19 protein-coding genes and 3 pseudogenes are annotated in these 20,881 nt (G+C 67.1%); 8 read left to right on the top strand and 14 right to left on the bottom strand.

Annotation, left to right across the window (positions count from 1 at the left end; genetic code table 11):
* Nucleotides 1-203: 203 nt before the first annotated feature.
* A complete protein-coding gene (locus tag JWS14_RS36140; RefSeq protein WP_206015324.1) occupies nt 204-1,169 on the bottom strand; it encodes an NAD(P)-dependent alcohol dehydrogenase in 966 nt (321 codons plus the stop codon).
* Between the two features lie 105 nt (nt 1,170-1,274).
* Here JWS14_RS36140 and JWS14_RS36135 point away from each other — a divergent pair, with 105 nt between their 5' ends.
* Nucleotides 1,275-1,715, top strand: coding sequence for a nuclear transport factor 2 family protein (locus JWS14_RS36135; RefSeq protein ID WP_206015323.1), 441 nt, complete (start codon nt 1,275-1,277; stop codon nt 1,713-1,715).
* 117 nt (nt 1,716-1,832) lie between these two features.
* On the opposite strand, the pseudogene JWS14_RS50330 reads toward JWS14_RS36135, so the two are convergent.
* Nucleotides 1,833-2,075, bottom strand: a pseudogene (locus JWS14_RS50330) (CPBP family intramembrane glutamic endopeptidase); the annotation flags it as partial.
* Nucleotides 2,076-2,328: 253 nt separating this feature from the next.
* On the bottom strand, nt 2,329-2,841 hold the full coding sequence (locus tag JWS14_RS36125; RefSeq protein ID WP_206015322.1) for a DUF6328 family protein: 513 nt from the start codon (nt 2,839-2,841) through the stop codon (nt 2,329-2,331).
* 180 nt (nt 2,842-3,021) lie between these two features.
* Here JWS14_RS36125 and JWS14_RS36120 point away from each other — a divergent pair, with 180 nt between their 5' ends.
* Both JWS14_RS36120 and JWS14_RS36115 read left to right on the top strand, forming a co-directional pair.
* Complete coding sequence (locus JWS14_RS36120; RefSeq protein ID WP_241031558.1) at nt 3,022-3,345, top strand: ANTAR domain-containing protein; 324 nt, start codon at nt 3,022-3,024, stop codon at nt 3,343-3,345.
* Nucleotides 3,346-3,459: 114 nt separating this feature from the next.
* Nucleotides 3,460-3,912, top strand: a complete 453-nt coding sequence (locus tag JWS14_RS36115) for a SixA phosphatase family protein (protein ID WP_206015321.1) — start codon at nt 3,460-3,462, stop codon at nt 3,910-3,912.
* Between the two features lie 22 nt (nt 3,913-3,934).
* On the opposite strand, the gene JWS14_RS36110 is transcribed toward JWS14_RS36115, so the two are convergent.
* The 3 genes from JWS14_RS36110 to JWS14_RS36100 form a co-directional block, all read right to left on the bottom strand.
* On the bottom strand, nt 3,935-5,275 hold the full coding sequence (locus JWS14_RS36110; protein ID WP_241031557.1) for an alpha/beta fold hydrolase: 1,341 nt from the start codon (nt 5,273-5,275) through the stop codon (nt 3,935-3,937).
* 378 nt (nt 5,276-5,653) lie between these two features.
* Nucleotides 5,654-6,094, bottom strand: coding sequence for a hypothetical protein (locus tag JWS14_RS36105; protein WP_241031556.1), 441 nt, complete (start codon nt 6,092-6,094; stop codon nt 5,654-5,656).
* 194 nt (nt 6,095-6,288) lie between these two features.
* Complete coding sequence (locus JWS14_RS36100; RefSeq protein ID WP_206015319.1) at nt 6,289-6,525, bottom strand: hypothetical protein; 237 nt, start codon at nt 6,523-6,525, stop codon at nt 6,289-6,291.
* Nucleotides 6,526-6,741: 216 nt separating this feature from the next.
* Between JWS14_RS36100 and JWS14_RS36095 the strand changes: the two genes are divergently transcribed.
* Together JWS14_RS36095 and JWS14_RS36090 are read left to right on the top strand one after the other, a co-directional pair.
* Entirely contained in the window at nt 6,742-6,981 is a 240-nt protein-coding gene (locus JWS14_RS36095; protein WP_206015318.1) for a three-helix bundle dimerization domain-containing protein, read from the top strand.
* Nucleotides 6,982-7,177: 196 nt separating this feature from the next.
* Nucleotides 7,178-8,551, top strand: a complete 1,374-nt coding sequence (locus tag JWS14_RS36090) for a wax ester/triacylglycerol synthase family O-acyltransferase (RefSeq protein ID WP_206016254.1) — start codon at nt 7,178-7,180, stop codon at nt 8,549-8,551.
* A gap of 39 nt (nt 8,552-8,590) precedes the next feature.
* On the opposite strand, the pseudogene JWS14_RS36085 reads toward JWS14_RS36090, so the two are convergent.
* The 8 genes and pseudogenes from JWS14_RS36085 to JWS14_RS36055 form a co-directional block, all read right to left on the bottom strand.
* Nucleotides 8,591-11,736, bottom strand: a pseudogene (locus JWS14_RS36085) (Pls/PosA family non-ribosomal peptide synthetase).
* Nucleotides 11,737-11,779: 43 nt separating this feature from the next.
* Nucleotides 11,780-12,244: a MarR family winged helix-turn-helix transcriptional regulator gene (locus JWS14_RS36080; RefSeq protein ID WP_206015317.1), complete on the bottom strand. Its 465-nt coding sequence runs from the start codon at nt 12,242-12,244 to the stop codon at nt 11,780-11,782.
* A 93-nt stretch (nt 12,245-12,337) separates the two neighbouring features.
* Nucleotides 12,338-13,369: a glutamate ABC transporter substrate-binding protein gene (locus JWS14_RS36075; protein WP_241031555.1), complete on the bottom strand. Its 1,032-nt coding sequence runs from the start codon at nt 13,367-13,369 to the stop codon at nt 12,338-12,340.
* Nucleotides 13,370-13,389: 20 nt separating this feature from the next.
* Complete coding sequence (locus JWS14_RS36070) at nt 13,390-14,733, bottom strand: hypothetical protein (protein WP_206015315.1); 1,344 nt, start codon at nt 14,731-14,733, stop codon at nt 13,390-13,392.
* A 27-nt stretch (nt 14,734-14,760) separates the two neighbouring features.
* Nucleotides 14,761-15,069, bottom strand: coding sequence for a DUF3349 domain-containing protein (locus tag JWS14_RS50325; RefSeq protein WP_241031706.1), 309 nt, complete (start codon nt 15,067-15,069; stop codon nt 14,761-14,763).
* A gap of 48 nt (nt 15,070-15,117) precedes the next feature.
* A pseudogene (locus tag JWS14_RS50320) lies at nt 15,118-15,414 on the bottom strand (DUF3349 domain-containing protein); the annotation flags it as partial.
* A gap of 20 nt (nt 15,415-15,434) precedes the next feature.
* Nucleotides 15,435-15,698 carry a hypothetical protein gene (locus JWS14_RS36060; protein WP_095860727.1) on the bottom strand — a complete coding sequence of 88 codons (264 nt, stop codon included), beginning with the start codon at nt 15,696-15,698 and terminating at the stop codon, nt 15,435-15,437.
* A 24-nt stretch (nt 15,699-15,722) separates the two neighbouring features.
* Nucleotides 15,723-16,901 carry an inorganic phosphate transporter gene (locus JWS14_RS36055; RefSeq protein WP_206015314.1) on the bottom strand — a complete coding sequence of 393 codons (1,179 nt, stop codon included), beginning with the start codon at nt 16,899-16,901 and terminating at the stop codon, nt 15,723-15,725.
* A gap of 560 nt (nt 16,902-17,461) precedes the next feature.
* On the opposite strand from JWS14_RS36055, the gene JWS14_RS36050 reads away from it, so the two are divergent.
* From JWS14_RS36050 to JWS14_RS36040, 3 genes are all read left to right on the top strand, one after another.
* Nucleotides 17,462-18,568: an ABC transporter ATP-binding protein gene (locus JWS14_RS36050; protein ID WP_206015313.1), complete on the top strand. Its 1,107-nt coding sequence runs from the start codon at nt 17,462-17,464 to the stop codon at nt 18,566-18,568.
* Nucleotides 18,569-18,643: 75 nt separating this feature from the next.
* A complete protein-coding gene (locus JWS14_RS36045; protein ID WP_206015312.1) occupies nt 18,644-20,020 on the top strand; it encodes an ABC transporter substrate-binding protein in 1,377 nt (458 codons plus the stop codon).
* Nucleotides 20,017-20,880, top strand: coding sequence for a metallophosphoesterase (locus JWS14_RS36040; RefSeq protein ID WP_206015311.1), 864 nt, complete (start codon nt 20,017-20,019; stop codon nt 20,878-20,880). Before JWS14_RS36045 ends, JWS14_RS36040 begins: the two co-directional genes overlap by 4 nt.
* Nucleotide 20,881: the final 1 nt, after the last annotated feature.

Genomic DNA, 20,881 nt, shown 5'->3' with positions numbered 1-20,881 from the left:
CCGCCGGAGCGACTGCCTCGTCTCGGCTGGGATCGAATCCGTCTCGGTAAACAGCGGTTGTATTAGTGATGACCAGACGGGAATGGGCAACATTCCGCGTTCCGCCGAAGAAAGAGTGACGAAGCGGTGCCGCCTCGATCGGGAGGCTGACGGCCGAGGTCGACCACTGGGGTACGACGAGACACTCGTCCTGACCGGACACGTCAACCGTTGACGGTGACCGTGACGTTGCCGACCTTGTGGCCCAGGTCGACGTATCGGTGCGCGTCGACGATCCGATCCAGCGGGAAATTGCGGTCGACGACTATGCGGAATCCGTCGGATTCGATCAGTTCCTTCACATAGGCAAGTGCTCCCTGCTTCTGAACGGACATCCCCGGCCGAACGGTGCGCCCGCCGCGCAGCGCAGTCCACGCACCGAGCGGCCAATTGATCAGGCCGGTCGTGGGGACGTAACAGCCGCGCGGGGTGAGCGCCCGTCGGCATCGCGCGAAGGAGGTCGCGGTGACGGTGTCGAATATGACGTCGTAGGTCTCGTAGTGGGCGGTGAAGTCTTCCGTGTGGTAGTCGATGACGTGGTCGGCGCCCAGGTCGGTGACCAGATCGGCATTACGGGAGCTGCACACCGCGGTGACCTCGGCGCCGAGGTGTTTGGCAAGTTGCACCGCGGCGGTACCGATGCTCCCGGAGGCGCCGTTGACCAAAACGTGTCTGCCGCTGCGGACGTGCGCCTTGTCGCGAAGGAAGTACAGCGCCGTCGAGGGTCCGTCGACTGCGGCGGCCGCCTCCTCGAAGCCGATACCGGCGGGCTTCCGTTCGAGCGACGCGGACTCGGGCAAGCAGACGTATTCGGCGCACGCACCCAGATGGAATCCGGCGAATCCGAAAACCTGGTCGCCGGCAGCGAATCGGCGCACGTCCGCGCCCGCCGCTTCGATCTCTCCGGCAAACTCGAGCCCGGGAATCCGCCGATTCCTCCGCGGCCGAGAGACGCCGAGGACGAGACGTCCCCAGCGGGGCGACCCCCTGCGCATGAGGGTCTCGGCCCTCGTCACCGTCGTCGCGTGCACTCGCACCAGCACCTCGTCCGGCTTCGGTGTGGGTCGCGCAACCTCACGGACACTGAGGACTTCCGGCGGCCCGAACTCGGAGTACGTGACTGCCTTCACCGGTAGCTCCTCCTCCCGCGTGCACTCCGAGATCGTCGCCGCGATTGATCCCATCATCGCTCAATCTGACGCCGAACGGACGGGATGTGGAAGTAGGGTGACATTGTGAAGGCGCCCATTGCCGACCTTGCGGACTTCGCCGCGCTCGAACCGTTCTTTCGAATCATCGAACAAGGTGTGGACGGACTGGTCGAGCCCGGTCACTTCTTCGACCTCCTCGCAGAAGACATCACCGTCGACTACGTGATCACCGTTCCCGGGTACCCCCGGCATGTCGAGGGCCGTTCCGCGGTCGCCGAGCTTTACCGCCCCTACGGCACCACCATCGTTCTCGACCGCTGCTTCGACCTGGCCGTCCACCACGACCAGACCACAGGAATTGTGGTGCTCGAGTACGCGTCCGAGGGCCACGTGGTGGGAACGGGACAGCGATACTCCAACCGGTACATCTCCGTGCTCACACTCCGTGACGGCGAGATCTCGCACTGGCGGGACTACCTCGACCCGATCGCCGTGTTCGACGCCGTGGGTTGGCCACCACGCTGACGGTCCACCCGCGAGCGGGGCGACCGATACGGCCGGGCAAAGCTGGGCGCCCGCCGCTCCGTGATAAAAGTATTGGCCGAGACCAACCGTGAAGACGAGCATGCCGTACAACGCGTGTTCGACAGAGACCGTGAACAGCGATCGAGTGCGACGATATCTCGAAGCGAAAATCCACCCGCCGACGATCGTCATCGCAACCGATATCCAGCTGCCGAACGCAATGTGTACAAAGCCGAATGCCACGGCACTCACAGCGACCATCCGAGCACCCTCGCCGAAAACCGTTGCGTACCTGCGGAACACGAACCCACGGAAGATCAGCTCCTGGGGATACACACTGAGCAAGGGGTACAACACCATCACGAGCGCCCAGATCAGCGGGTCCTCGCGAGGAAATGCGAACAGTAGACCAGGGCGCAGGAGCGCCACCGTGACGCTGAGGCACACCGCGGCGAGACACCAGAGCGCCGCGATCGATCGCGCCTGAGACCGAAGGGTTCCCGGACGCCACAGCGACGCCCGACCAAAGCCGGACGACCGAAGTAGATCTCGGTCCACGTCGTACTTGTGTTCCCGCTCGCGCTGTGTCGACACCATGAGTTCGGTCTGCACCTCACCGCTCGGCGTCGTCGATGGAGCGGCGGTGCGACAGCGCCGGCAGAATCCAGAATCCGAAGAACATCAACAGCGCCACCGCGGCCGCGATGATCCCGGCGGCCATGTCGACCACGAAGCTGAAGATCAGCAGAACCACGCCGACGAGGGCGACACCCAGGACGGCGATGCCGCCGATCGCAAGTCGTTGTCCGGTCGCCACGAGGGTGGGCAAGGCATGCTGACGGAACAGCAGTCGGTGAATGCCGACCGGCGCGACCAACATCATCGTCGCGGTGACCGAGAGGGCGACGGTCACGAGGTAGATCACCTCCTGCGCATCCGACACTTCCTCGAACCGCTGTTGGAACGGCAGGGTCAGCAAGAAGCCGGTCAAGAGTTGGACACCTGTCTGCACGACGCGCAGTTCCTGCAGCAGGTTGCTCCAATTGCGGTCGAGTCGCTGGACCTCGGTTTCGTCGCGGACCCGGCGGTTCCATGCGGCGTCGCGCCGACCCTCTGTGCTGTCCATGTCCAGTTGGTACCCGATTTCCGGGCCGATGGAACCCGCAGATAGGCATGGTCAATTCCGACATACGCAGGTTTACAGCCCCACCTGGGGCGGAAACGCCGGCATGCGCAGGCGGGCAAAGTCGAGTCGCAGGCCCGATCCGCGGTCGTACACTGAAGGCACATCGCGGAGATGATGCCCATGACGACTGTGCCCGAATCCAACTCGATCACCGAACGTGATGGGGTCGGCGTCGATCATGCGATGGATGGACGGCAAACGCTGTCGGTGGCGGAAGGCATCGTGATCGCACTACGCCGTTGCAGCCAAACCGATGCCTTCGAAGAATTGCTCCGCGTCGCGCACCGTCATCACCTCAGTGTGCTGACCGTCGCCCATGCTCTGGTAGATCTCGCGATGGACGCATGTCCCCCTCTGGGATCCCCCGAACGGCACGCTGACGCCACCGCATCACTGGCCGAGTGGGAGTCACGCCTCGCGTATCGGCCAGGGTCCTCTCGGTAATGCCGGACGCCCTCTCGCACCCCCGTTCCGTGCTGCGCGAATCTGCACGATCCGTTCGGCCCCGACGCCTATGCTGACCCGCACACGCACGCTCTCGTCGAGGGAGGCCCTGGGATGTTCGTCCTGCTTCGGCACGCCCATGCGATAGGAAAGCAGAACTGGGGCGGGCCCGACGCCGACCGGCCCCTCAGCGCCCTGGGACGTGACCAGGCCACCGGCCTCGTCGGCACACTCGCCGGAGTCGAGCTGCGCATCCTGTACTGCAGCCCGACGACCCGCTGCCTCGACACCCTCGCCCCCTTGGCCGCTGCCCACCGCCTGCCCATCCACGAACATCCGCTGCTCGCCCCGGATGCGGCTCCCGACGACCTGTGTGCCGCGCTGGACACCAGCGAACTCGCCGGCACCCTGTGGTGCACCCACGGCGAAGTCCTCACCGGGCTGGCCGCATGCACGCGCGATGACGGAACACGCATGTACCCCATCGGGCAGACTGCGAAGGGCGGAGCCTGGCTGCTGAATGCACATGCCCCACTGCGCTATATCGACCCCGTGCCACCGCAGTAGAGCCAGGTCGTGGTTTCGGAACTCAGGCGATGCGCCCAGTGTTCGAGCGGGTCGACTCACGTCGGCCACGGGCTCCGGCAGAGTGGGGGGATCGTCTCGCGCCGCGTCGTGCGCTCATCGGTTGTCGCTGCCTGACCGCACCCCGCTGGGCTGTGGTGGCGAGCTGCTCGCGGATCAGACGGAGCGTGATCTCGGGCCGCTCGAACTGGGGTACGTGCCCGCAGGCGTGCAGCGTCACCGACCGGGCGGTGGGAACGGCGCTCGTGACGTGCCGGGCGAATCGGGCCGGAACGAGTGTGTCGCGGTCGCCCCACAGGAATAGCGCGGGCACCTCGAGGCCCGCGATCCGGTCCCAGAGGCCTGTCTCCCCGAACGGCTCGTCGAGATACAGGCCGAGCAGCGCCGACCACAGCGCCCGGCGGCGGGAGGCATGCCGCAACGACAGCTCCCATTCGTCAGCTGCGGCCTCGTACCAGTGCCGCGGCACCACGCCCGGATCCGCCAGCAGGGCCCGCAGCCCGGCACGGGCCCCCGCGTGGAGGAGCCGCGGCGGCACGGCGAGGGGAAGCCGCGCCACATCCAGCGGAAGCAACCGGGCCAGTGAGGTCAGTCGGCGCCGGCGACGAAAGGCCATCGCCGGACACACCAGCACCAACCCGGTAACAGCATCCGGGTCGCGCAGCGCGAGTTCGAGAGCGACGCGGCCGCCGAGAGAATGTCCGATCAGCGCGGCGCCGCGGGCGTCGACCGCATCGAGGAAGGCCCGCAACCAGCGATGCAACTGTTCGGGGGTGTAACGCCAGGCCGGGGCCGCCGAGGATCCGAACCCAGGAAGATCGGGGCAGATCACCCGATGGTCCGATGCCAGGTCTGCCAGCACCGGCAGCATGGAGGAGTTGCTGGCGCCGAGACCGTGCAGCAGCACCACCGGCCGTTTGTCCGGGTCACCCGCTTCGAGGTATCCCGTGTGCACCCCGTAGGCGCTGGTCTCGCGGGCACGTGCCCGTGTCGGCAATTCGACGTCGGGCGCGAAGGTACCGCCGATCGCGAGGACCGTTGTCATGCTGCCGCGGATCTCGAGTGCTCCGGACAGGAAAGCGTCGGCCACGCTGATGCGGCCGGCGAGCAGGTCGCCGAGAGTGGCCGCGTCGGTGCGGACGGTGCTTGTCGGGTGCGCAACCCCGCCGCGTCGGTACGTGACGGTGCCTTCGTCGATGCGGACGGTCCATTTGCCGTGGTCGGTGATGTCGAGGTTCATCGTGACCCGCCGGTGGCCGAGCGCGCTGCGGGTGACATCGCGTGGCAGATGCTTGGCGAGACAGATTTCCGGATCACAGCACACGGGTGAGCGTGCCATGGTCATGACCACTCCTTACCGCTCCGATACCCACCGGTCCAGGTCGGATCGCTGAGGATGCACTCCCTCGTGAGGAGTGCATCGGTGCGTTGCTCCTCAGGAACGATGTTTGCCGTTCCGTCCTAGGTTCAACACCGGCGAGGCACCGACTAATCCGCCGAATCCCGTATTTCGGTTCCGGGGCCTGCCGGCTGCAGCACCCGCGACATGCGTCCGACCGCGAACACGATTGCCACGACCGCCAGATACGCGGCCCAGATCAGAAGGAACGGACGCAGCCATCCCTCGTCGACCGTTTCCCCCCGGTCCCCACCCACCACAATGCGGGCATCACCCTCCGTCGCCGCCGCGGTGCGGGCTCCACACCCAACTCCACCGGTCCGGTCACAGCCGCTGCACCCCGATCACCGTTCCCTCGGCATCGAACACGACCAGTGCCCGCGACCACGGTGACTCGACCACCACTGTCGGCCACAGCCCCTCGGTCCTGTTCACCGAAATGCCGGCTACTGCTCCCCCATCGAATCCAGTGTGCGCGAGGGCATCATCCACGAGCTCCTCGACACGACCCAGCGCGGGAACGTCGCCGAGCCGGAACGCCCGCGCATCGAGATCCTCCACAGCGGAGACCATCACCGGACTGGCGTCGCTCAACCACTCGGCGTCAAAGGTGTACCGGTCGAGCTGATCCGGCTTCGCAGGGTTCCGGACCGTCACATCCAGCGTCTCGACCGGCGCCACATCGACACTCGTCACCTCCACGTCTGTAACGCCGTACCGGGTGGCAAGCTCCGCCAACCCGTCACGGACGAGTGCGCCCGTCATACCCCCGCCACGTGTCCGCATCGCAGCATCGAAATCCGCTCGATCAACAGCGCCGACACAACTTGTGACACTCAACGCCACGCACAGCGCCGTCACCGGCAACACTGACGAACGCAACGGTGACGCCGCCGATTTCATCGCGTGAGACTATCCGACGCCACCTTCGCAGCGTCACGCCTGATGCGGGGCGGCGATCATCCTCGGGCGGGTCCAGGGCCGTCCAGCTCGGGGTACCGGGCGGTCAGACGGGCCAACAACTGACACGCCTCGCCGCGTTGCCCGCGCAGACTTGTGCCTTCGGAGTCTTCGGCACCGGTGTATCGCGGGGTGGACTCGATGCGGGCGGTGAGCGCCGCGATCTCCTCGTTCAGCAGGTCGCGAAACACCTGCGCCTGCGCGGCATCAGGGTCGACGTGCTCGGTCGGTGTCATCCGGTTCTCCTGCTCGGTGAGGCCGGATCCAAACCGGCGGTGCCGCGGTGCGTGACAAGACTGCGCCGCTGCAATCCACCGGCACATCGTTGTCGAGCCCGCCGACCGGCGTCAACCCGCCCCTCGTCCCGGACACGGCCGGCGACGTCTGTGCTCCCCAGGTGAACCTGGGGAAACCCCTTCCTCACAGCGGCCGACGGGACGACAATTTCTGGTATGGACGTCACCGAGCGGCAGCACATCGACGTGGTGCGCGCACACCTGATCCAGCGATATCAATACCTCGACCCCGGCCGGGTCGAGAATGCGGTCGAGACCGCCCATCATCGATTCGACAGCTGCCGGATCCGGGACTTCGTGCCCCTGCTCGTCGAACGCGCCGCGGTGAAGGCACTCGACAAATCCCTGACAATCGCGCCGTCCAGCGCGTACCCGAGAGTGCACGAGTCGCCCTAGTCGTCACGCTGCCCCGACGGCGAGAACCCGCGCGAATCCCACATTCCGCGGACCTGCGTGCCTGCGTGGAATCAGTGCCGTCCGGTGTCTGTGGTCTCGACGGAAACCACGATCCTCGTAGACGCGGTGTGCTCTGCTGGGACCACACAAGGCCGGGAGGTGGGACGTGCGAGCTGGGATCGGCGGGCTGGCGCCGATGAGCCCGACCGAGGCGATGTTCTTGCTGTTCGAATCCCCGTCGCACCCGATGCACGTGGCCACACTGACCCTGTTCGATCCCCCGAAAGACACCGCATCCGGTGCCCACGCCGCCGACATGGTCGCGCGCCTGCACGCGAACACCGAGGCCTCCGAGCTATTCCGCAAATGGCCCATCCGACCCCTGCACGGGTATCCGTGGTGGCGGTCGGAAAGAGTCGTCGATCTCGGCTACCACGTGCGGCACAGCGCCGTTCCCGGCGACGGCACCATGGCCGAGCTGCTGCGGCTGGTCTCGCAGATGCACTCGATCCCGCTCGATCCGCAGCACCCCATGTGGGAGATGCACGTCATCGAGGGCCTGACCGACGGGCGCACCGCCGTGTACACGAAATTTCACCTGTCCTTGACCGACGGCGCTTCCGGGATGCGGCTGCTGCACCGTACGCTCTCGGTCGATCCGGACAGCCGGGACTGCCCAGCGCCTTGGAGCCCGTCCGTCGCGGCCCCTGCTCCACATCAGTCACTGGACCCACGCGGAGTGCTGTGGTCCGGCCTGGTCATCACGCGGGAGATGGCCGCCGCCGTCCCTACTCTGGTCCGCGCCGGCTACCACGGCCTGACCGAGGAAACCCTCACGCTGCCCCTGCAGTCCCCGCTGACGACCTTCAACGCCCCAACCGGCCGCGCCCGTAAAGTCGCCGCCCGATCCTGGCCCCTGAAACGGCTGCGCCGGCTCGCCGCCCGCACCGGCGCACCGTTGGACGTAGTGGTGTTGACGATGTGCGCGGGAGCGCTGCGCACGTATCTCCTCGACCAATACGCCCTTCCCGACGCGCCTTTGACCGCGATGCTCCCCGTCCCGCTCGACCTCGGCGAGGGCCCCACCATCAGGCCGGGCGGCGACCGTGGGATCGGGGCAATGGTGGTGTCCCTGGCCACCGACGAAGGCGACCCACTCGCCCGCCTGAACCGGATCGCCGACTCCGTAGCGCACACCAGTGGAGTTGTCGCCGCCCTGAGCCGTACCCAATTTCAACTGATCAGCGCCCTGACATTGAGTCCGATCATGCTCGACCCGGTCCGCCGGGTCCTCGACGACATCCCGCCGCCGTTCAACGTGATGATCTCCTACACCCCGGGACCGACCCGACCGCGGTATTGGAACGGTGCCCATCTCGACGCCGTCTACCCGATCCCGACCCTCGCGCGGGGCCAGGCGCTGAGCATCACATTGACCAGTCGATCCGGGCAGTTGCACGTCGCGGTGGTCGGCGACCGCACCGCGGTCCCCCACCTGCATCGGATCATCGGCCACCTCGACGCCGCACTGACCGACCTCGACACCGCGGTCGGTGCGGCCTCCCCATGACGCCGACGGCGCGTCACGCGATTGGTCCCCCACGCACGGTCATCGGCGGTGTTCGGGCTCCGGTGCGATGGGGTTGCCCTGCCAGCGGGTCGAGTCGGGCACTCGATCCCCGCGCATCACGAGAGATGCCGGTCCGACGGTGGCGCCGCGACTGATGGTCGATGCAGGCAATGCCACACTGTGAGGGCCGAGCGTGGCGCCGGCGCCGAGGGTGACGGTGTCCATGCTCATGATCCGGTCGTGGAACAGGTGGGTCTGCACGACGCAGCCGCGGCTCACGGTCGCACCGTCACCGAGGGTGACCAGGTCCGCCTCGGGGAGCCAGTACGTCTCGCACCAGACGCCGCGCCCAATGGACGCGCCCATCGCCCGCAGCCACAGGTTGAGCACTGCGGTCCCGGACGCTGCGCGGGCGAACCACGGCGCGGCCACCGTCTCGACGAATGCGTCGGATACCTCGTTACGCCACACGAACGAACTCCACAGTGGGTGCTCGACGATGCCGATGCGGCCGACAACGACCCACTTGGCCGCGGCCGCTATGCCGCCGGCAACGGCGCCGGCGACGAGGAGCACGAGCCCGGACATCACTGCTGCCCACGTGAATCCGATGCTGCCTGCGAGCGCCTCGAGGGCGGCCAGCACACCGAGCCCGATCCCGAAGGTGATGATCATCGGGATCAGCCGGCAGGTTTCGAATATCGCCCGGGCGACCCGCAGACGGGTCGGCGGATCGAACGTGCGCGAGGCCGCGGCCTCGGTGGCCGAGCGGCGCAGCCGGACCGGCGGGCTTCCCAGCCAGGACGAACCGGTTTTGCCCTTCTTTTCCGGGGTTGCCGAGAGCACCGCGACCAGACCGTTCTTCGGCACGGTACGCCCGGGGCCGGTCATGCCGGAGTTGCCGAGAAATGCGCGCTTACCGATCTTGGCGGGCTCGATACGCAGCCAACCGCCGCCGAGTTCGTAGCCCCCGACCATGGTGTCGTCGGCGAGGAACGCGCCGTCCGCGACCGTGGTGAATCGCGGAAGAACCAGTGCCGTAGAGATTTCGGTGTTCTTACCGACCCTGGCGCCGAGCAGCCGCAACCAGAGCGGGGTCAACAGGCTGGCGTACAACGGGAACAGGAAGGTGCGGGCGGAGTCCATCAGCCGTTCGGTGGACCATGCCTGCCACCCGATCCGGCTGCGCACCGGGTGATAGCCCTCGCGGAGGCCGAGGCCGAGCAGGCGCACCGAGACAACCGTCATCCCCGCGAACAGGGGAAGGTGAGGATGGTCGCGACCGGCAGCATCGTCAGGGCCCTCGTCACGGCTACGCCGAGGTCGCCGGCGCCGCGGATCGACCACCCGAGCAGAACGAGACCGCCGGCGAGGGCGAGCAGGGGCATCGCCGCGACCGCGAGGGAGGTGAGTCCGTAGACGGGTACCCATTTGGAGGCACGTGGCGGCCGGTCCTCCGGCCAGGGGTGTACCGCCTTGCCGACCTTGACCGCGGGCGAGCCCGCCCACCGCTGACCCGCCGTGACTTTTCCGGTGACCGCGGACCCCGGCGCCACCTCCGAGTGCGCCCCGATGCGGGCTCCGGGAAACAGGGTCGAGCGGGCACCGACCGACGCCCCGGCTCCGATGACGATCGATCCGACATGGATGACGTCGCCGTCGATCCAGTACCCGGACAGATCCGTCTCGGGTTCGATCGAGCAGCCCTCGCCGAGTTCGATCATTCCGGTGACGGGCGGCAGGGTGTGCAGGTCCACCCGCCGCCCGATTTTCGCGCCGAGTGCGCGCGCGAAATACACCATCCAGGTGGCGCCGGACAGGTTCGCCGCCCCACTCGCCTCGACCAGCCGCTCGGCCACCCAGATACGGAGATGTACGGAACCGCCGCGCCGATAGGTTCCCGGTGCGATCTTCCGCAGAAGCAACCGGGAACCGGTCGCGGCGATCGCCATCCGGCCGACCGGGGTGATGAAGACGAGGAACATCACCAGTACGGACCACCACGACAGCGCGGGCGCCCACGGTGCGGGCGAAGCCCAGGCCAGAATATTGTTCGCGACCGCCAACCAGGTGATCCATTGCAGGCCGGTCAGGGTGGTCAGCGGGACGGTCGCCGCGATCTGCGCCCATTGGGTAGCCCGCGGCGTCGGGACGACGGTGCGGGGTTCGACGGCAGCGGTCGGTGCGAGATGCGCACCGGGCCGGTACCGGTCATGCTGTGCGGCGCAGGCGACCACGGTGGCCTCGGTGGGGCCGTAGGTGTTCCATACCTCGCGACCGTCGACCGCGAGCCGCCGGGCTAGCTCGGGCGGGCAGGCCTCGCCGCCGAAGATCAGTAGCCGGACGGAGTCGAGCGCCTCCGCAGGCCACAGCGCGGCCAGCGTCGGGACCGTGGAGACGACGGTGATCGATCGGGCGATCAGCCACGGTCCCAGATCCATACCGGTGCGCACCAGCGAGCGGGGCGCCGGGACCAGGCAGGCGCCGTGCCGCCACGCCAACCACATTTCTTCGCAGGATGCGTCGAACGCCACCGACAGGCCGGCCAGCACCCGGTCTCCGGGTCCGAGGGGGGCGTCGCGTACGAACAGCCTCGCCTCGGCGTCCACGAAGGCGGCGGCGTTCCGGTGCGTGACGGCCACCCCTTTCGGCTTTCCGGTCGACCCGGAGGTGAAGATGATCCACGCATCGTCGGACGGCCCCGGGACCCGGACGTCGACCGCGCTACTCCCCGAGGTTTCGATGCCGTCGGCGGTGAGAACCGCCCGGACCGCGGACTCGCCGAACACGAGTACGGCCCGCTCGGGCGGGTCGTCCGCATCGACCGGGACGTAGGCGGCGCCGGCGGCGAGAACGGACAGGATCGCCAGGTACAGCTCCCGCGAACCCGACGGCATCCGGATGCCGACCCGGTCACCCGGCCGGACACCACCGGCAGCCAACTGGCGGGCGCCCTCGGTGATTCGGTCGACCAGTTCGGTGTAACTCAGCGCGACCTCGCCGTCGTCGATCGCGGGAGCGTCGGGATGGTGCTCGGCAGTGTCGGTGAGGATATCGATCAGGGTCCGCGGGACGGGTGCGAGATCACCGGCGGTGAACGGGTCGAGACGCGTGGGGGCAGACAATGTGCGGGCTCCTTTTTGGAACGACCCCGGACAGCGCGAAGGAATCCGCGGGGCCGGCATGAGAACGGTGCAACGGACACCGTGGAAACCGGGGCTGTGCCGGCTAAGTGGGTGGGGCGGCGTATTTCTTCGGCAGGCCCAGCGCCTTCAGGACGAGGCGTTGGAGGCTTCGGCGTTCCTTCGCCGACAGGTTGCCGTAGAGCTGATCGGATGCCTTCTCGACCAACTCGTCGCTGCGCTCCCGGACCTGCCGGCCTGCCGACGTCAACGACAGCACGTGCTTGCGCCTGTCCTTGGCGTTCTTGGTGCGGGCCACGAACCCGCGCTTCTCGAGGTCGTCGAGCAGTCGCACCATGTCGCTGCGATCGACGCCCAGCACGTCGGCGAGCTGCTTCTGGGACAGCTCACCAGGCTCCTCGAGGCAGCAGAGAATCCAGTGCGTACGCAGATTCAGCCCCTCGGCCGCCAGCACACCCTCGAGGTCCTCGCGCCCCACCCGATGCAGCTGCGCCACCACGAACGTGGGGTTTCGCAGCAGGCGCTCCGGGGGCGTCGTGGATGAAGACATGAACCCCACCGTAGCAGTAATGGGGATTTGAGATGATAGATAATCCCCACTAATTGTGAACTTGCTCTGCTGGTCGGATCGACCGGCGGATCCTCAATCCCGATAGGTCGGCGTAGGCGGGCCGGCGACCGGACCGAGGACGGTCAACCACCGGTCGTGGAGCCTCATCCACGTTCCGTCCACGCGCAGCCGGTCGAGGGTGCCGTTCACCAAGCGCACCAGATCGGTGTTGGTCTTGTTGATGCCGATGCCGTACGGCTGCGTTTCCAGCGATGGTCCGACGATCTCGAGGGTCGGATCCTGAGCGGCCAGACCCGCGAGGATGGCGTCGTCCGTGCTGACGGCATCCGCCTGACGCTGCTGGAGAACCATCAGACAGTCGGCCCAATCGGGAACCGCGACGATCGTGGCCTGCGGCTGGACCCGCCGGATCGTCGCGAGCGACGTGGTGTCCGTGGCGGCGCACACCCGCCTGCCTGCCAGGTCCGCAGACCCCGCGATCCCCGACCCCTCCGTCACCAGCACACGCTGGTACGCCTCGAGATAGACGGTGGAGAACGCCACCCGCTCGGCGCGCTGACACGTGATCGTCATGGTTTGCGCGACGATGTCGACCTGGTTCTTCTCGAGCGCGTCGAGGCGGCCGACCGGGGTGAGGAGTCGGAACTCGACCTTCGCCGGGTCGCCGAGGAGATCGCGGGCGACCTCTCGCGCCATGTCCACATCGAATCCCTCGAGGGTATCGGTGGTCGGGTCACGAAAACTGAACAAGTTGGTGTCCTGATCGACGCCGACGATCAGCCGGTCCCGCGCCACGATGTCGGCGACCAGCCTCCCCGGTGGCACCGCACCCGCCGGAACGGGGGGTCCCGGACGCAGGCTCGCCGACGCCCCGCACGTCGACGGCGGAACGGGCGCCGGAGGGACGAGACCCGACGGCGGGATGATCTGCGTTCCGTTCGGCAGCGACAGTTCCGAATAGTTGCCTGCGACGGCGGGGGTGTCGGGCGCGGGTGTCCCACAACCGGCGAGCACCGCGGCGGCGGTGACGAGCACGCCGACGAGGCCACGAACACGAGGTCTTCGGCGCCCGTGTGCATGCTCGACGCGGGGATTCGTCAGCATCCACTCACCTCGCCGGGACATCAGTGGTACTCGTTCAGTCTGGGCCAGATGCCTCCGCCGACCGAGAACCCGGCGAGCACGCCGAGCACGACCGCACCGACGCCCAACAGCGACGTCGAGCGATACGCCTCGGCCGTGGCCTCACGTTCCTCGTTCCTCAATTCGTTGATCGCGGACTGCAACGCGTCGTCGAGCGCGAGAAACCGGGCAGTCGGTGCGAGTGCCCCCGGATCGACCGCCATGGCGGCGGCCGCCGGGTAATCCCCGTTCACGAGTTTCTGTTGCAGCGATTCGTGGGTGCTCCGCCAGCCCTCGAGCGCCGCGGCGGCGTCGGCGATCGCGGCGTTCCCGGCCTCGCCGGATGCGTTCCGGTGTTGTTCGAGTATCTCGGACAGCACCGTCGAATGCCGCGAGAAGTCGACCTCGGATTGGGGGTCCGAACCGCGTTGCAACACTCCGAGCATCTCGTCCGCCCGGGCCTGTTGCGCCAGAATCCGGGCCGTAGCGATCGCGCTGAGTGGTTGCGCCCCATCAGTCCTCGCGCGCTCACCCGCTGACGTCGATATCCCGAACGCTGCCACCGACCACGTCAGGAGGCTCGCCATGAGGAGTGTGGCCACGATCAGGCCGGGGTTGAACAGCCGCCGGCTCTTGCTGGTCAGGTACACATGCGCGAGCACGAGCGCGCCGAGAGCGGAGGTCGTGACAGCGAACGCGGCCACCGGCAGTCGGGTTGTCCGCATCTGTGTGGCGGCCACCGACTTCCACTGCTCGGTGCAGAGGCGGTGCGCCAGCGGCAGGATAGTGCTCTGCATCATCGACGACGCATTGCGCAGATACGTGATTCCGATCGGGTTTCCCGAGCGATCGTTGGCGCGGGCGGTGGAGACCAGACTGGTGTATTCGGCGAAACGCCGCGACACTTCCGACAGCAGGCCCAAAGCTTCCGTGTCTGCCGGATCGACGCCGTTCGAGGCGGTCACCAACGCGTTGGAGGCATCACCGACAGCCTGGTTGTAATCCTCACGTACCGCCACCGGTTCGACCCCGCCGAAGATGAAGGACGTTGTCGCGGCGGCGTCTGCGATCGACAGCGAGCTGTAGAGGCTCTGTGCCGCGTCGGCGAGAGGCTCCGAGTGGGTCCGCAAGGCGTTGATTTCCTGTTGACGCGCCCCGTTGATCGCCGAGGTGACCGTTCCTGCAGCGAGGGCGGCAGCGACGAGTACCAGGGCGATCACCGACAGGCGCCCGGGGGTCGATGCGACGAAGCCCCGCCAGGAGGGCCGGCGCCATTCGGGCTCGATGAGCAGCGACTCGTCCAGCGCGTGCGGGTCGTCGGCTACGGTGTCTCCACGCAGGAACACCAGTCCTCCTCGCTGATCAGCGCCCGGTCAGTGCGACTCGTCGATCGCCGCCTCGTCCGGGATGGCCCAGCCACCGGCCACGAGGTGGGCGTGAACCCGGTCGACATCGGCGTCGAGGGGCTTCTCGTCGGTGACCTCGGCAATCATCACCTGGATGTCCGGCTTGCCGATCGGGAGATCGCCCTGCTCGACCAGTGTTGCGGTGATCTCGCGGACCTCCTCGTCGGACAGCCGCCGGCGCAGCAGGGCTATGAGGGGGATGTAGTCCGTCTCGGGCACACCCAGTGGATAGCCGGCGCGCAGCCATTCGATGATGTTGGTCAACAGGGGCGGCAGTACCTTCACGAGTGGAGGTTTCTCCTCGATCGGCGCAGCCAGCGGCCAGCCTCCCGCGGCGAGGCGAGATGCCACCCGCTTGACGTCGTCGTCGCCGGGATGCTCATGGGCCAGGCGGGCGATGGCCTCTTCGATCTCCGCGCGGTCGATCTTGCCGTCCTCGAGGGCATGCCCGTCCGGGGCCGACAGCTCGTCGACGATCTCACTCACCTCGGTCTCGGTGAGCCTGCGGTGCAGGACGGCGAACAGCGCGATGTAGTCCTCGCGGGGCACCCCGTGTGGGTAGCCCTCTCGCACCCAGCGCAGGACCTTCGCCGGAACTGAAGTGATCGGTTGTCGTGGCACTGCACGCGTCCTTTCCGGGTTCAGAAAACGGTGATCCCGAAATCGTGGGCGAGGAAGTCCTTCATGATGAAAAGTATTCCGGCGACGATCGCGACGAGGACCACCGCGAAACACGCCAGACCGGCGATCAGAGCGGCCGGTGTCCGTGTGGCACCGTTACCGTTCGCGGATGTCGTGACGCCCAGTGTCAGGAACCGGATGCCGAGCGCGAAGATGGCGGGCAGCCCGGCGCCGAAGAGCAGGCCGATGAGAACGACCTGCCAGAGCGAGTCCACGGTGTCCATGAACAGATCCACGTTGCCTGCCTCTCAGATCTGAGCCGAATGCGAGCTGGGCGCCTTCTCGGACGGCGGGGTCAGACCGCCGTCCCACTCCTCGTTGACGTTCGAGGTGTCGATCGGGTTCCGCCGCGAGCGCAGATACAGGGCTCCTGCTGCTGCCAGGAGCAGCGCGAACACCACGAGAACACCTGGCAGCCCACCGATCGCGTCGGCGATTACCCAGCACACCGCTCCGACCACAGCGGCCGAGGGAAGGGTGAACAGCCACGCGACCGCCATGCGTCCGGCGACGCCCCACCGGACCTCCGCCCCGGACTTGCCGATTCCCGTTCCGAGGATGGATCCGGTCGCCGTCTGCGTGGTCGACAGCGGCAGGCCGAAGTGACTGGAGGTGAGGATGATGGCGGCCGAGGAGGACTCGGCGGCCATACCCTGGGGCGACGTGATCTCGACGAGACCTTTGCCGAGCGTCCGGATGATCCGCCAACCGCCCAGGTAGGTTCCCAGCGCGATCGCGAGGGCGCAGCAGAATTTCACCCAGAACGGCATCGCGGTGTCGGCCGTGATGGTGCCGTGCGCCACCAGCGCCAGAAAGATGATGCCCATGGTCTTCTGAGCATCGTTGGTGCCGTGGGCGAGTGAGACCAGGGACGCCGACCCGATCTGCCCCCAGCGGAATCCTTCCTCCTTGGCATTTTCCTCGACGCCGGCGGTGATGCGGTAGATCAGCCAGGTGCCGATGGCAGCGACCAGAGCTGCGACGACGGGTGCGAGGACGGCGGGGATGACGATCTTGCTCATCACGCCCGACCACTCGACACCGCTCATCCCCAGGGCCGCGATGGTCGCGCCGATCAGCCCGCCGAAGAGGGCGTGCGACGAACTCGACGGAATGCCGAGCAGCCAGGTCACGAGGTTCCACAAGATGCCACCGACGAGGCCCGCGAAGACGATGATCAGCAACGCCTGCCCGCCGGTGTCGGTGAGGTTGACGATTCCCTTGGCAACGGTCGCCGCCACCTCGACCGACAGGAACGCGCCGACCAGGTTGAGAATCGCGGACAGTGTCACCGCGACACGGGGTTTGAACGCCCCGGTAGCGATCGAGGTGGCCATGGCGTTGGCGGTGTCGTGGAAGCCGTTGGTGAAATCGAAACCGAGGGCGGTGACGACGACGATGAGAAGAACGAGAAATTCTGCGTTCACTGTTCCAGTCTCGTCGGGGCGTACCCGGCACACCAGACTCCACCTGGGTGTTCATGGTGTGTTCAACTCCGGGTAATCACAATGAGACCGATACACGGGCGCACCCACTTCACGATCCGTTCAGGCGAGGCGATCCGATTTCCCTCGCCCTCGCGGCGGCGTCGGAGATGTGTGTGCAGCGCGACCGGGGTGATGCTGGTGTCGAGACAGACGACGAACGTTACGCAGATTCCGACGAGGAGGATGGCTGGCGCAGGCCGGTGTCTGAATGCGAAGTCACGAAGCCAGCGTAGGATTGCTGAGCGAAAGCCACTACTCTGCATTGGTTTTCACTGCGCCCGATAGAACTTGGCTATCGCCCGGGTGGCGCAGGTATGAGACGTTTTCTATCGCGCGGGCCCACTCCCCCTATCGTCGCTGCGTGACCCCGCCCGGCGCGGTACCGGGAGGGGAATTCGAGGTGCGGTGTTCACCGCACCGTCACCCCCGGCTGCTGTGGTGTCTTCCGGAGAACACGGAACAACCGAGGAGTGCGGGTGGCGCGGATAAGACTCGAAGGCGTGTCGAAACAGTTCGGCGCTGCGCAGGTCGTGCGAGATATCGACCTCGACATCGCCGACGGAGAGTTGATGGTTCTCCTGGGACCGAGCGGGTGCGGGAAGTCGACGCTGCTACGTCTGATCGCCGGCCTCGAGAGTCCGTCCGCGGGACGCATCCTTCTGGGCGAGAACGACATCACCGGAACACCGCCCCGCCGACGGGACGTTGCGATGGTCTTTCAGAGCTACGCCCTGTACCCGCACCTGACCGTCGCGAAGAACATCGGCTTCCCTCTCCGTGCCCGCCGGCGGTCGAAGGACGAGATCCGCGAACGAATCAGCACCGTGGCGTCGGCGCTCGGTCTGCACGATCACCTGGATCGGCGTCCCGCCCAGCTTTCCGGCGGACAACGTCAACGGGTGGCGCTGGCCCGGGCTATGGTCCGCGACCCAGGGGCCTTCCTCATGGACGAGCCGCTGTCGAATCTCGATGCCGCGTTGCGCAGCGCGACCCGCACCGAGCTCATCGACCTGCACCACCGCCTGGGGTCGACGTTCCTCTACGTCACCCACGACCAGGTCGAGGCGATGACGATGGCGACGCGCATCGCGCTGCTGAACAACGGCAGGGTCGAGCAGGTCGGTACACCGACCGAGCTGTACGACACTCCCCGATCGACGTTCGTCGCCGCCTTCCTCGGCGCGCCGCCGATGAACCTGTTCGACGCGACAATGATCTATCGGGCAGGGGAACTCCACCTCGTCACCGACGGCGTCGACGCACCCCTGGGGCTGTCCGCCGGCACGGCGACCGGACCGCAGAAGGTGACCGCGGGCATCCGGCCGGAACGCATTCGGCTGAACGGCACCGATGCCCAACTCCGCGGTGTCGTCACCGCATCGGAAAACCTGGGCAGCGAAGAGATCCTGCACGTCACAGTGGGCGGCACCGTCATCCGCGTCCGCTCTCCGCGCCCCGTTCCCGCCCGGATCGGCGACACCGCCGCACTCAGTGTCGACCCGGCCGACATTCAACTCTTCGATTCCGTGACCGGCCGCCGACTGGTCTGGCACGGTCCCCACGAGCACGAGGCATCGCCTCACAGTGCCTCGCTGTCGGTGGCATGAACAGCCTCGCTGTCGTGGCATGAGCACCGGCGCGTTCACGAGACCCTCCCACAACGAACAAACAGGAGAACCACAGTGAAGAAGACCCTGCCCGGGCTGGGCGTGCTGGTGACCAGCGCGTTGGTCCTGACCGCCTGCGGCGGACTCGGCACCACCACCACCGATTCCGCGGCGAGCAGCACCGATCCGGTGCCGGAACTCGCTCCGGACCAGAAGGTGTCGATCGTGTTCGAAAGCTACAACTACGGTATGGCGGGCGCGTGGACCGACACCTTCAATGCCCTCATCGACGAGTTCACCAAGCAGAATCCGAACATCCACGTCACGGCGCAGAAGCCGCAGGGCAACAGTCCGAACCCGGCCACCGACACGATCTCGAGCATCCAGAGCCAGACCGTGGCCGGAACGCCCCCGGACGTCGCGCAGCTCGGGTTCAGTGACCTGGACTTCACGATCCACCAGCTGGGCGCCCACTCGCTCGACGACCTCGTCGGCAAAGCCTCCGTGCAGAAGAACTTCGACGGTGCGAAATACCCGTATGCCCCCACCGCGCGCACCCTGGGTGACTGGGAGGGCTCCACCTACGGCGTGCCCTTCGTCTTCTCGACGCCCGTGTTCTATTACAACGCAACACTGTTCGAGCAGGCCGGTCTCGACCCGGCGGCACCACCGAAGACGTGGGACGAGGTCGCGGCCGCAGCGTCCACGATCACGACGAAGACCGGTAAGGGCGGCGTATACCTCGACTGCCTGACCAAGACGGCGAAGGACTGGTGCTTCCAGAGTCTCGTCCGGTCCAACGGCGGACGGGTCATCGCGGAGGACCGGTCGTCGCTCACCTTCGCGGACGACCCGGCCGTTCAGGTCGCGGACATGGCTCAGAACCTGGTGCAGTCGGGCTCGACACCCAAGCTCAGCCAGCAGCAGGGCTACGAGGCCTTCGCCCGCGGGGATGTCGGCATGATCCTCGAGACCAGCGCGATCCAGGGCACCTTCGTCAAGGGCGCCAAGGACAAGTGGGACCTGCGCGCCACCACGATGCCCACCTTCGCCGGCACGACCCCTGTTCCCACCAACTCCGGCGCCTCCCTCTTCACATTTGCATCCGACCCTGCCAAGCAGCGCGCGTCCTGGGAACTGATCAAGTTCCTCACCAGCGAGGAGGCCTACACCAAGATCGCGCAGGGAATCGGATACCTCCCCCTGCGCACCGGACTCGTCGACGATCCCGCCGGGCTGAAAGAGTGGTCGCAGAAGAACCCGCTGCTCGCACCGAACATCGCCCAACTCGGCTCGATGGAGCCGTGGATCTCGATGCCCGGCAACAACTACCTGCAGATCCGGGACGGCATGATGGACGCCGTCGAGGCGGTCGTGTACCAGGACGCCGACCCGAAATCCACCCTCGAAGCCGCCCAGAAGCAGGCCGCCGCGCTTCTGCCCAGCGAATGACTCCCGCACACGTCACGGTCATTCACCTGACGGACACCCACATCCGCGCCGCCGGCGACCTCGTCCACGACACGATCGACACCCTCGACAACCTCACCCGCGCACTCGACCGGATAGTCGGATCCCGCCAGCGGGTCGACGCGATCGTGCTGTCGGGCGATCTCAGCGACAACGGGGCACCGGAGGCCTACCGGCGATTGCGCACGGTTGTCGAGCCCGCGGCCGCCGAACTCGGTGCGCACATCATCTACGCGATGGGCAATCACGACGACCGCACTGCCTTCCACACCGAACTGCTCGGGCTCGACTCCGGCGGTCGTGATCTCGAGGCACCGCACGACGCGGTCCACGACATCCACGGTCTCCGGGTGATCGTCCTCGACAGCACCACCCCCGGTCGACACGCGGGCTGGCTGACGAACGAGCAGCTGACCTGGCTGGACGAGGAACTGTCCCGGCCCAGTGAGCGCGGAACGCTCCTCGTACTCCACCACCCACCGATTCCGTCGCCGGTCGCTACGGTCGACTACCTTCGCCTCCAGGGTCCGGACCGGCTCGAGGCGGTTCTGGCCGGATCCGATGTGCGGATGATCCTCTGCGGGCATTCCCACCTGACGAGTTCAGGGGCGGTGGCGGGGATCCCGGTGTGGGTCGGTCCGGCGCTGTCCTACCGGGTGGATCCGATCGCGGCGGCGGGCAGCCACCGAGGTGTCGCCGGCCACGGTTTCAGCAGGATCGATGTCCTCGATACAACGGTGGTCGCCACCGCGATCGAGGCGACCCCGGCCGAGGTGGTCTACGACATACCCGAGCAGGACATGCTCGCCCGGTTGCACGCACTCGCGCTGCAGGAGGGGTGAG

It is taken from the genome of Rhodococcus koreensis (assembly GCF_017068375.1).
Taxonomy (GTDB): domain Bacteria; phylum Actinomycetota; class Actinomycetes; order Mycobacteriales; family Mycobacteriaceae; genus Rhodococcus_F; species Rhodococcus_F koreensis.
Note: the sequence above shows the minus strand (reverse complement) of the source record. Positions and strands in the feature narration are given on the sequence as shown.